This window comes from Pseudomonas sp. GW821-FHT07F05, assembly GCF_059418765.1.
This window is the reverse complement of sequence record NZ_JBWKQL010000001.1, coordinates 823,584-833,912: the sequence shown is the minus strand read 5'-3', so window position 1 is coordinate 833,912 and position 10,329 is coordinate 823,584. Positions and strand designations below refer to the sequence as shown.

10 protein-coding genes and 1 tRNA gene are annotated in these 10,329 nt (G+C 60.6%); 5 read left to right on the top strand and 6 right to left on the bottom strand.

Annotation, left to right across the window (positions count from 1 at the left end):
- Positions 1-2 precede the first annotated feature (2 nt).
- Positions 3-75 (bottom strand) — tRNA-Glu (locus tag AC07RO_RS03925).
- Between the two features lie 264 nt (positions 76-339).
- Here AC07RO_RS03925 and AC07RO_RS03920 point away from each other — a divergent pair.
- Complete coding sequence (locus tag AC07RO_RS03920; protein WP_192172765.1) at positions 340-1,113, top strand: hypothetical protein; 774 nt, start codon at positions 340-342, stop codon at positions 1,111-1,113.
- A 48-nt stretch (positions 1,114-1,161) separates the two neighbouring features.
- Here AC07RO_RS03920 and AC07RO_RS03915 read toward each other — a convergent pair whose 3' ends face one another.
- Positions 1,162-1,644 carry a GAF domain-containing protein gene (locus tag AC07RO_RS03915; RefSeq protein WP_282367377.1) on the bottom strand — a complete coding sequence of 161 codons (483 nt, stop codon included), beginning with the start codon at positions 1,642-1,644 and terminating at the stop codon, positions 1,162-1,164.
- Positions 1,641-2,534 (bottom strand): ATP-binding protein, encoded by an 894-nt coding sequence (locus AC07RO_RS03910; RefSeq protein ID WP_282367379.1) that lies wholly within the window; start codon positions 2,532-2,534, stop codon positions 1,641-1,643. The genes AC07RO_RS03915 and AC07RO_RS03910 overlap by 4 nt, the downstream gene beginning before the upstream one ends.
- A gap of 86 nt (positions 2,535-2,620) precedes the next feature.
- Between AC07RO_RS03910 and AC07RO_RS03905 the strand changes: the two genes are divergently transcribed.
- A complete protein-coding gene (locus AC07RO_RS03905) occupies positions 2,621-4,939 on the top strand; it encodes a hybrid sensor histidine kinase/response regulator (protein WP_495085307.1) in 2,319 nt (772 codons plus the stop codon).
- A gap of 12 nt (positions 4,940-4,951) precedes the next feature.
- Here the strand turns inward: AC07RO_RS03905 and AC07RO_RS03900 are convergent, their stop codons facing one another.
- Positions 4,952-5,452 carry a glutathione peroxidase gene (locus tag AC07RO_RS03900; RefSeq protein ID WP_423572781.1) on the bottom strand — a complete coding sequence of 167 codons (501 nt, stop codon included), beginning with the start codon at positions 5,450-5,452 and terminating at the stop codon, positions 4,952-4,954.
- A gap of 84 nt (positions 5,453-5,536) precedes the next feature.
- Complete coding sequence (gene msrB / locus AC07RO_RS03895; RefSeq protein ID WP_346630569.1) at positions 5,537-5,935, bottom strand: peptide-methionine (R)-S-oxide reductase MsrB; 399 nt, start codon at positions 5,933-5,935, stop codon at positions 5,537-5,539.
- Positions 5,936-6,127: 192 nt separating this feature from the next.
- On the opposite strand from msrB, the gene AC07RO_RS03890 reads away from it, so the two are divergent.
- Positions 6,128-7,339, top strand: a complete 1,212-nt coding sequence (locus AC07RO_RS03890; protein WP_065993069.1) for a pyridoxal phosphate-dependent aminotransferase — start codon at positions 6,128-6,130, stop codon at positions 7,337-7,339.
- A 220-nt stretch (positions 7,340-7,559) separates the two neighbouring features.
- A complete protein-coding gene (gene htpX / locus AC07RO_RS03885; RefSeq protein ID WP_037011815.1) occupies positions 7,560-8,447 on the top strand; it encodes a protease HtpX in 888 nt (295 codons plus the stop codon).
- Between the two features lie 73 nt (positions 8,448-8,520).
- Here the strand turns inward: htpX and AC07RO_RS03880 are convergent, their stop codons facing one another.
- Positions 8,521-9,177: a thiopurine S-methyltransferase gene (locus AC07RO_RS03880; protein ID WP_495085306.1), complete on the bottom strand. Its 657-nt coding sequence runs from the start codon at positions 9,175-9,177 to the stop codon at positions 8,521-8,523.
- Between the two features lie 105 nt (positions 9,178-9,282).
- Between AC07RO_RS03880 and AC07RO_RS03875 the strand changes: the two genes are divergently transcribed.
- The gene (locus AC07RO_RS03875) at positions 9,283-10,050 is read left to right on the top strand and encodes a DODA-type extradiol aromatic ring-opening family dioxygenase (protein WP_495085305.1); all 768 of its coding nucleotides are present in this window, start codon (positions 9,283-9,285) and stop codon (positions 10,048-10,050) included.
- Positions 10,051-10,329 lie beyond the last annotated feature (279 nt).

Below are 10,329 nucleotides of genomic sequence, written 5' to 3'. Positions count from 1 at the left end.
GGCGTCCCCTAGGGGACTCGAACCCCTGTTACCGCCGTGAAAGGGCGGTGTCCTAGGCCACTAGACGAAGGGGACACGCTACAACATTCACTCCCTGCTACGCTCTGCTGTGTGCTTTACGCTGCAAGTGGCGCGCATTCTATGGATGGATATAGGGGTCGTCAACCCCTCAGTGAAAATATATTCAAATCAATGACTTCGCCCTCTATTTAGGCAATGAACGGCCGATACACACGTGTCAGCCGCCATGGGGAATATCAGGCGGAGTGACAGGACCACCTTCCCGCGATAGTGGATAGCCACTACACTCGCGCAAATTACTTGACTGAGGCTTGTGCGGTGACACCACTCTTTATCACCTTCTTGGTTGTAGCAGGCATCGTGCTCCTCATTGCGGTGGGCTATCTGAATCATGTCGCAGAAGGCAAAAAGGTCGAGCGCGCGCGAAGCATGGTCGAGCTCAATGATCGGTTGCGTCGCTGCAGCGAGCTGTCGGAAACCTTCCCCGGTCAGCTGATGACACCGGCGCTCAAGCTGCTGCTGGTGCGCCTGGAGCTGAACGTGGTCAAGCGCCTGCTCGCTCTGGAAAAAAGGAACAACCCGAACCTTCAGGAACGCCAGGCTGAACTGGAAGCGCTGGTGGCCCAGGGTGACGCGATCACGGTCAGCAACCCGGCGAGCCCGATTCAGACCGAAGCCAAGGCCAAGGATGTGCGCTTTCTTTTAGAAGCCATGCACGGCCAGGTCACGCGAGCGGCCCACGATGGTTTCCTGCAAACAGCTGAAGCCAAGCACTGGATTCGCGAGATCCGCAATTTGCTGGTGCTGCTGCACATCGAGTTCTTCAACAACCTGGGCCAGCACGCGATGAGTCAGGAGCAGCCTGGCCAGGCCCGTCTGGCCTTTGAGCGCGGCGTTCAATACCTGAAAAATCAGCCTGAGCCCGCGCCGTGGAAAGCCCACTTGCAGGCCATGGAACGGCAACTGGCCAAGGCCAACTCCATGGTGCTGGACACCATTGCACCGACTGAAGACGACAATAACGAGCTGACCGAAGGCTTGAAGGTCGTGGACGCCGACGCCGAGTGGAAAAAGAAAGCTATCTACGACTGATGGCTGACGCCTGACGCACCGCGCAACACGGTGCGTCAGGACTTCATATCAGCAATCGGTTGATTCCAGGAAAATCGCCGCCAGCCGCTCAATCCCCGCCTGATCTTCCTCGCTGAAGCGCCCGACACTCGGGCTGTCCAGATCCAGAACGCCAATCAGCTTTCCGTCCTTTATCAAAGGCACCACCACCTCGCTATTGGAAGCACTGTCGCAGGCGATATGTCCGGGAAACTCATGGACATCGTGCACGCGCTGGGTTTCGCGGCTCTGTGCCGCCGTGCCGCAGACGCCCTTGCCGAACGGAATGCGCACGCAGGCGATCTGGCCCTGGAACGGACCCAGCACCAGCTCTTCGTTGCGATTGAGGTAGAAGCCTGCCCAGTTCAAGTCGTCGAGCTGGCTATAAAGGAAGGCCGAAAACTGCGCCGCGTTGGCGATGAAGTCGCGCTCGTCGGCCAGCAGGGATTCCAGTTGTGCAGCCAGCAGGCGGTAGCCATCAAGGCCCTCCCCTGCAGAATTCAAATCGATCATGCGTCTTGCTCCAGCATTTTCAAACCTACCCAATAACGGGCGAACTGATACGCGCAACGACCGTTGCGGTTGCCACGGCCGGTCGCCCAGCGCACGGCGTGGATCTCAAGCGCTTCATCGCGTTGCCATTGCAGGCCGGCCTTGGTCGCCAGTTCGCCAATCCAGTGCTCCACCACATCCAGGAAATGCTCCTGGGTGAAGGGATAAAACGAAAGCCAGAGGCCGAAACGGTCCGACAACGCAATTTTGTCCTCGACCGCTTCGCTCGGGTGAATCTCGCCGTCGTCACCACGCTGCCAGTGAGCGTTATCGCTCTCCTTCTCCGGCACCAGATGACGGCGGTTGGACGTGGCGTACAGCAGGACGTTGTCCGGCGCTTGCTCCAGCGAACCGTCGAGCACGCTTTTGAGCACCCGGTAGTCGCCTTCACCGGATTCGAACGACAGGTCATCGCAGAACAGTACGAAGCGCTGGGGCAACTTCTGCAGTTGCTCGACCACACGCGGCAGATCGCCCAGATGATCGCGCTCGATCTCGATCAGGCGCAGGCCGGCTTTGGCGTGCTCGGCCAGCAAGGCGCGGACCAGCGACGACTTGCCCGTGCCACGGGATCCCCAGAGCAGCGCATGGTTGGCGGGCAGGCCGTCGATAAACTGCTGGGTATTGCGGCCCAGTTGCTCGCGCTGGCGGTCGACGCCGATGAGGTCGGACAGGCGCATGTCCAGCGTGACTTCCAGCGGCATCAGGTAACCGCCGCGGCCTTCGTGCACCCAGCGCGCGGCCAGCGTCGTCTCCCAATCGACGGGCTGACGCACCGCCGGCAACAGAGGTTCGAGACGCGCCAGTACCGACTCGGCGCGCTCCAGAAATGCGTTCAATCGAGAATCCACGGTTTCTCCTTGATTTAACGGGTTAACGCCCGGCCGCGATCAGCTATGCTTGCCATGCGACGGACACAAGAAGTGACAGTGCCTTTATGGATATACCGATCACCCACCGGCTGTCATTCAAACAGGCCCGTTTGACTGTGCTGATCGGCTTTGTATTGGGCACGCTGCTCAGCCTGTTTCAAATTGCCCTCGATTATGCCAGCGAAGACGCGTCCATCGATCGTGAAATTCGCTCCTTGCTGCAAATCAGCCACAACCCCGCCTCGCGTATTGCGTACAACCTGGACGCAGAACTGGCGCAAGAACTGACCCTCGGCCTGTTGCACTCCCCGGCCGTGGTCGGCGCGCGGCTGACCGATAACAACAACGTTCAGCTCGCTGCCGTGTCTCGACCCTTGGCGAACAGCGCTTACCGGATGGTCAGTGATTTCCTGTTCGGCGGGAGTCGGCAGTTCGAAGACATGCTGCATCTGGACCACATGCCTGACGAGTCGATCGGCACCTTGCACCTGGACGTCGACACCTTCGCATTCGGCAGCCATTTCCTGCAGCGGGCCGTGATTACCCTGGTCAACGGCTTCGTGCGCAGCCTGGTGCTGGCCGGCCTGTTGCTGGCGCTGTTTTACTTCACCCTCACCAAACCGCTGACGGGCATGATCCGTGCGCTGTCCGAACGGGATCCGCGCAGCCCCGTTCAGCCGCCGGTGCCCTGCCCGCGCGGCCATGAGCAAGACGAAATCGGCGTGCTGGTGGCGGTCACCAATCGGCAGTTCGAGAGCGTGGCCAGTGAGTTCGCGCGGCGGCGGGAGGCGGAAAACCGGCTCACCGATCATCTCAACGAGCTGGAAGACATCGTCTCCGCGCGCACCAATCAGCTCGAAGCCAGCAACGCCCGGCTGAGCCAGTCCAACGAAGAACTGCAGATCGCGCGCAGTACCGCGCTGGACATGGCCCACGCGCGCTCGGCGTTTCTGGCCCACATGAGCCATGAAATCCGCACGCCGCTCAATGGCTTGTTGGGCATGCTGGCGTTGTCCCTCGATGGCCCGCTGAGTGCGGAACAGCGCCAGCAGCTGTCCATCGCCCACGACTCGGGCAAGGTGCTGGTCGAACTGCTCAACGACATTCTCGACCTGTCGAAATTCGACGCCGGCCAGGTAGAGCTTGAGCGCATTCCGTTCGATCTCGCCGCCTTGATCGAAGACACCGCCAGCCTGCTGTCGCAAAACGCGGCGCCGAATGTCGAGCTGACCTGCCTGATCGACCCGCGCTTTCCGGCGTCCGTGCTGGGTGACCCGACCCGGGTGCGGCAGATCGTCAGCAATCTGCTCTCGAACGCGCTGAAGTTCACCCGCGCCGGCCGCGTGGACGTGCGCCTCGGTCAGCACGGCGACCACGTGCGCATCGAGGTCTGCGACACCGGCATCGGCATCGCGCAGGACGCTCAGGCGAAGATCTTCCAGCCGTTTACCCAGGCCGAAGCCGCGATCACCCGGCAGTACGGCGGAACCGGCCTGGGCCTGACCCTGACCCACAACCTGACCGACGCCATGAACGGGCAATTGAGTATCGAGTCCGCTGTCGGCGTCGGCAGCCGATTTCGTGTGGACCTGCCGCTGCCGGCACACACGCCCGCGCTGCAATGGCCGTTGCTGAAGGGCAAGGTACTGGTGGCCAGCGACGCAGGCAGCGGTTTGCTGGAAATGCTCAGCGGACTGCTGCCGGAATGGGGCGTTACCTGTCAGCCGCTGGCAGAAGGCGCGCCACCCGACGCCGACGCAGACCTGCTGATCACCGATTGCCCGCAATGCCTGGTGGCGATCCGCGAAGCGTGCACGGTGCCGGTGTTGCTGGTGACGGCGTACGGCAATTTCATGCCCGGCGAGCAGGTTGCGATCCTGGCACCGCTGCAGCAGCAGGCCCGGCCGTTGCCGCGCAACGTCCTGCATCAAAGCCTTGAGCGCATTCTGGATGCCGACGGTCAGGCAGGTATCAGCCACGAACAGGGTGGCCCCTCACCCACCCATCGGGCGCGTATTTTGCTGGTAGAGGACAACCCGGTTAATCAACTGGTGGCGAAGGGCATGCTCGGCAAGCTCGGCTGCGATGTGGTCATCAGCAGCAATGGCGCCGAGGCGCTGCAGCAACTCGAGCAGGACCACTTCGATCTGGTGCTGATGGACTGCAACATGCCGGTGATGAACGGCTATGACGCCACCCGCCGAATCCGGGAAATCGGGCGCTGGTCGGATCTGCCGATCATCGCGCTAACGGCCAACGCGATGCCGGAAGAACGCGAACACTGCAAGGCCGCGGGCATGAGCGACTACCTGGCCAAGCCGTTTCGTCGCGAGGAATTGATGGCGTTGCTGGATCAGTGGATCCCCGTGGAACAGCCGCATTAAAGCCTGCTTCGATCAACCAGTCGCGTGTTCTTTCAACAGCGCTTCGATGTCGGCCTTGATGTCTTCCGGCTTGGTCAATGGGGCATAACGCTTGACCAGCTTGCCGTCACGGCCCACCAGAAACTTGGTGAAGTTCCACTTGATGCCTTCCGAACCCAGCAGCCCCGGCGCGCGCTTCTTGAGCTGCACGAACAGAGGGTGGGCGTGGCTGCCGTTGACGTCGATCTTCTTGAACAGCGGAAAGCTCACCCCGTAGTTCAGTTCGCAAAAGTCGGAAATCGCGCCTTCGTTGCCCGGCTCCTGCTTGCCGAACTGGTTGCACGGAAAGCCCAGCACCACCAGCCCGCGATCCTTGTAGCCCTGCCACAACTCCTCAAGGCCCTTGTATTGCGGGGTGAAACCGCACTTGCTGGCGGTGTTCACCACCAGTACCGCCTTGCCGCCGAAATCAGCCAGGGTCTTTTGCTCGCCCTTGATCGTTTGCACCGGAATGTTCAGCAGTTCGTCGCTCATGGCGATGCCTCGAAATTGTAAACCGCCAAGCTAGCGCGCCATTGTCCGGCGCGCTATCCCATTGTTGCCGGTGATAAGCCTGCATCAGGCGCTGCGCGGCACCAAGTCCAGGCACACGGAGTTGATGCAATAGCGCAGACCGGTGGGCGGCGGACCGTCCGGGAACACGTGGCCGAGGTGAGCATCGCATTTGCTGCAGACCACTTCGGTGCGGATCATGCCGTGACTGACGTCGCGCTCTTCGACCACTGCACTCCCTTCAAGCGGCGCGTAGAAGCTCGGCCAGCCGCAACCCGAATCGAACTTGGTCTTCGAATCGAACAGGGGCTCGTTGCAGCAGATGCAGTGGTAAATGCCGTCGGTCTTGGTCTCGTTGTATTTGCCGCTGAATGGACGCTCCGTGCCCTTCAGCCGGCAGACGTTGTACTGCTCCGGATCGAGCATCGCTTTCCATTCTTCAAGGGTTTTATCCAGCTTAGCCACGGGTAGACCTCCGTAAATGAAAAAGCCCGATCTGTGTCTTTTCCACGGATCGGGTGGCACGTATGATTGCGCCTTCGTTGGACGCCAGTCTGTCACCCGCGTTTCTCGCGTACAAACCCATTTTGATGGCGTCATGCTCAGCGGTCTGCGCTTCTTCACACAGCGGGCCGTCTCTTTTCGGGACCAATCACCATGCAGTTCAGCAAATCGAACAAGCTCGCCAACGTCTGCTACGACATTCGCGGGCCGGTGCTCAAGCACGCCAAGCGCCTGGAAGAGGAAGGCCATCGCATCCTCAAGCTGAACATCGGCAACCCGGCGCCGTTTGGTTTCGAGGCGCCGGACGAAATCCTGCAGGACGTGATCCGCAACCTGCCCATGGCTCAGGGCTACAGCGATTCGAAAGGTCTGTTCAGCGCGCGCAAGGCGGTGATGCAGTACTACCAGCAGAAGCAGGTCGAAGGTGTTGGCATCGAAGACATCTATCTGGGCAATGGCGTCTCGGAACTGATCGTGATGTCGATGCAGGCCTTGCTCAATAACGGCGACGAAGTACTGGTGCCGGCGCCGGACTACCCGCTGTGGACCGCAGCCGTGGCATTGTCAGGCGGCAACCCGGTGCATTATCTGTGTGACGAGCAGGCCAACTGGTGGCCTGATCTGGAAGACATGAAGGCCAAGATCACGCCGAACACCAAGGCCATGGTGATCATCAACCCGAACAACCCGACCGGCGCCGTCTATTCCCGTGAAGTGTTGCTGGGGATGCTGGAGATTGCCCGTCAGCACAATCTGGTGGTCTTCTCCGACGAAATCTACGACAAGATTCTTTACGACGACGCCGTGCACATCTGCACCGCGTCGCTGGCACCCGACCTGCTGTGCCTGACCTTTAACGGGCTGTCGAAATCCTACCGCGTAGCGGGTTTCCGTTCGGGCTGGATCGCCATTTCCGGGCCCAAGCACAACGCAGTGAGCTATATCGAAGGCATCGACATCCTGGCAAACATGCGGCTGTGTGCCAACGTGCCCAGCCAGCACGCGATCCAGACCGCCCTGGGTGGCTATCAGAGCATCAATGACCTGATCCTGCCGCCGGGCCGCTTGCTGGAACAGCGCAACCGTACCTGGGAATTGCTCAACGACATCCCGGGCGTCAGTTGCGTGAAGCCGATGGGTGCGCTGTATGCCTTCCCGCGCATCGACCCGAAAGTCTGCCCGATCCACAACGACGAGAAGTTCGCGCTGGACCTGTTGCTCTCGGAAAAACTGCTGATCGTTCAGGGCACGGCATTCAACTGGCCGTGGCCGGACCACTTCCGCGTGGTGACGCTGCCGCGGGTGGATGACCTGGAACAGGCCATTGGCCGGATCGGCAATTTTCTGAAGACTTACAAGCAGTAACGGACCTGATGGAGCCGGCTCGCAGGTGCCCGCCCGCAAGCCGGCTCAGGCCGATTCAGGCGCAATCGCTCTGCCCTTACCCTCTCGCCGATGACACTTATCGCCGGGGCGACAGCAAACGACACAGTTTGAAATGATCGCCCGGTTGAATACGCCCCGACATCACCTTATATACCCCCGCAGTACGTTACATATTCTTCCTGAGGAGAAACTCTTAACCATGATGCGCATTTTGCTGTTTTTGGCCACTAACCTTGCGGTCGTGCTGATTGCCAGCATCACCCTGAGCCTTTTTGGCTTCAACGGGTTCATGGCGGCCAACGGGGTTGATCTGAACCTCAATCAGCTGCTGATCTTCTGCGCTGTGTTCGGTTTCGCCGGTTCGCTGTTCTCGCTGTTCATCTCCAAGTGGATGGCGAAGATGAGCACGGGCACCGAGATCATTACCCAACCCCGCACCCGCCATGAGCAATGGCTGCTGCAGACCGTAGAACAACTGTCCCGCGATGCGGGCATCAAGATGCCGGAAGTGGGTATTTTCCCTGCCTACGAGGCCAACGCCTTTGCCACCGGCTGGAACAAGAACGACGCGCTGGTTGCGGTGAGTCAGGGCCTGCTGGAGCGCTTTTCGCCCGATGAAGTGAAGGCGGTGCTGGCTCACGAGATCGGTCACGTGGCCAACGGCGACATGGTCACGCTGGCGCTGGTCCAGGGCGTGGTCAACACCTTCGTCATGTTCTTCGCGCGGATCATCGGCAACTTCGTCGACAAGGTGATCTTCAAGAACGAAGAAGGCCGTGGCATCGCGTTCTACATCGCGACCATCTTCGCTGAAATCGTGCTGGGCTTCCTCGCCAGCGCCATCGTCATGTGGTTCTCGCGCAAGCGTGAATACCGCGCCGACGACGCCGGTGCCCGCCTGGCCGGTACGGGCGCGATGATCAGCGCTCTGCAGCGTCTGCGTTCGGAACAGGGCGTTCCGGTGCAAATGCCTGAGAGCATGACGGCGTTCGGCATCAACGGTGGTTTGAAGCACGGCCTGGCCGGGCTGTTCATGAGCCACCCGCCGCTGGAAGAACGCATCGAGGCGCTTCGTCGCCGCGGTTGATTCCGTGATAGCTGTACGAGAAAGGGCGACGTGAAGTCGCCCTTTTCTTTTGTGCTCGTTTCCTGGCGCTGCGCTATCGGCGATACAGTCGATACGCATATTCCATCAGGGACGTCGCGCCCGCCTGCTTGAACTTCACGCCCTGCTCCAGCACGTCCAGATCCGCGACGCGCTTGACCCGCCAATCGGGGGACAACAGCTGCAGCACCTCATCCTCATCCACCGAGAACGGCGGACCGGCGATCAGCGACTGATCATAGTCCAGCGTCACCAGCAAACCGCAGGCGTCGTTGGACAGTAAGTGATTGAGCTGTTTGACATAACGCCAGCGCAAGTCCGGTGGCAGCGCGATCAGGGCGGCTCGGTCGTAGAATGCGGTGCAGTCGCCAACGTCTTCGCGCTTGAGGGCAAAGAAGTCGCCGCACCAGATCTCGCAGCCCTCCGCACGATAAAGCTTGAGCGCGCCACGCTCCTCGATCGTCGGCTGCAGGCCGTTCTCGCTGAAGAATCCCGCCACCGCTATCTCAGACAATTCCGCGCCCACCACGTGAAAACCCTGGTTGAGCAGCCAGACCATGTCGATGCTTTTGCCGCACAACGGCACCAGCACGCGTTCCCCCGGCATGGCGGTGAGCTCTGGCCACAGGCGCAACAGATGCGAATTCACAGACGCCTGATTGAAACCGATCTGATTGATCGCCCAGCGCTCATGCCAAAAACGCGGCTCCATAGACACTCCTGATATCCCGATCAAAACGGACGAAAACTTATATTAGATTTAGATGGATGTACTGCCCGATCATGCCACTCACCTTATACGCTCAGGACACTGCAAATGCTGCCTAGCCTGTTCATTTCCCACGGCTCGCCCATGCTTGCGCTCGAACCGGGCGAAAGCGGGCCTGCACTCGCGCGTCTGGCCGCCGCCCTGCCGCGCCCCAAGGCCATCGTGATTGTCTCGGCGCACTGGGAAAGCAATGAACTGCTGGTCAACGGCAATCCGCAGCCGGAGACCTGGCATGACTTCGGCGGCTTCCCTCCTGAACTCTTCGCCGTGCAGTATCCGGCGCCCGGCATGCCGGAGCTGACTCACCGCGTGCTGGAACTGTTGGCGGAGGCGGACCTGCCGGCGCGCATGAACACCCAACGGCCGTTCGACCATGGGGTCTGGGTGCCGCTGTCGTTGATGTACCCGCAGGCGGACATCCCCATCGTGCAGGTTTCACTGCCGACACGCATGGGCCCTGTCCTCCAGACCCGGGTAGGACAGGCGTTGAACCGACTGCGCGAGGAGAACTTCTTGCTGATCGGTTCGGGAAGCATCACCCACAACCTGCGAGAGCTGGACTGGCACGCGGGACCGGAGAGCATCACACCGTGGGCCTTGGCGTTCCGCGACTGGATGGTGGACAAGCTGGCGGCGGACGACCTTGAAGCCCTGCACGACTATCGAAACCAGGCGCCGCATGCCGCGCGCAATCACCCGACGGATGAACACCTGCTGCCGCTGTATTTCGCGAGGGCGGCGGGCGGGAAATTCAGTATTGAGCACCAGGGGTTCACGATGGGTGCGCTGGGGATGGACATTTATCGGTTTGGTTGAGGGGATGGATACAGCCCTGTAGGACCGGCTTTAGCCGGGAAGAGGCCAGCTCAGTCGACATCAATTATGTGGTGTGCCATCTGACGCTTTCCCGGCTAAAGCCGGTCCTACTGACATCAAAAGCCTGTCGGCGGCGTAACAGATACGCCCCACGCGTCTATCTGTTCAAGTTCAGACGGCAGGTCCAGCCCGGACGACGCGGACTCATGTGGGACCGGCTTTAGCCGGGAAGAGGCCAGCTCAGTCGACATCAATTATGTGGTGTGCCATCTGACGCTT

Bases quoted from the DNA above. Each gene is read 5' to 3' on its own strand.
- AC07RO_RS03915 (WP_282367377.1), bottom strand. From the start codon at position 1,644: ATGATCGATTTGAATTCTGCAGGGGAGGGCCTTGATGGCTACCGCCTG.
- AC07RO_RS03905 (WP_495085307.1), top strand. From the start codon at position 2,621: ATGGATATACCGATCACCCACCGGCTGTCATTCAAACAGGCCCGTTTG.
- AC07RO_RS03900 (WP_423572781.1), bottom strand. From the start codon at position 5,452: ATGAGCGACGAACTGCTGAACATTCCGGTGCAAACGATCAAGGGCGAG.
- AC07RO_RS03890 (WP_065993069.1), top strand. From the start codon at position 6,128: ATGCAGTTCAGCAAATCGAACAAGCTCGCCAACGTCTGCTACGACATT.
- htpX (WP_037011815.1), top strand. From the start codon at position 7,560: ATGATGCGCATTTTGCTGTTTTTGGCCACTAACCTTGCGGTCGTGCTG.
- AC07RO_RS03880 (WP_495085306.1), bottom strand. From the start codon at position 9,177: ATGGAGCCGCGTTTTTGGCATGAGCGCTGGGCGATCAATCAGATCGGT.
- AC07RO_RS03875 (WP_495085305.1), top strand. From the start codon at position 9,283: ATGCTGCCTAGCCTGTTCATTTCCCACGGCTCGCCCATGCTTGCGCTC.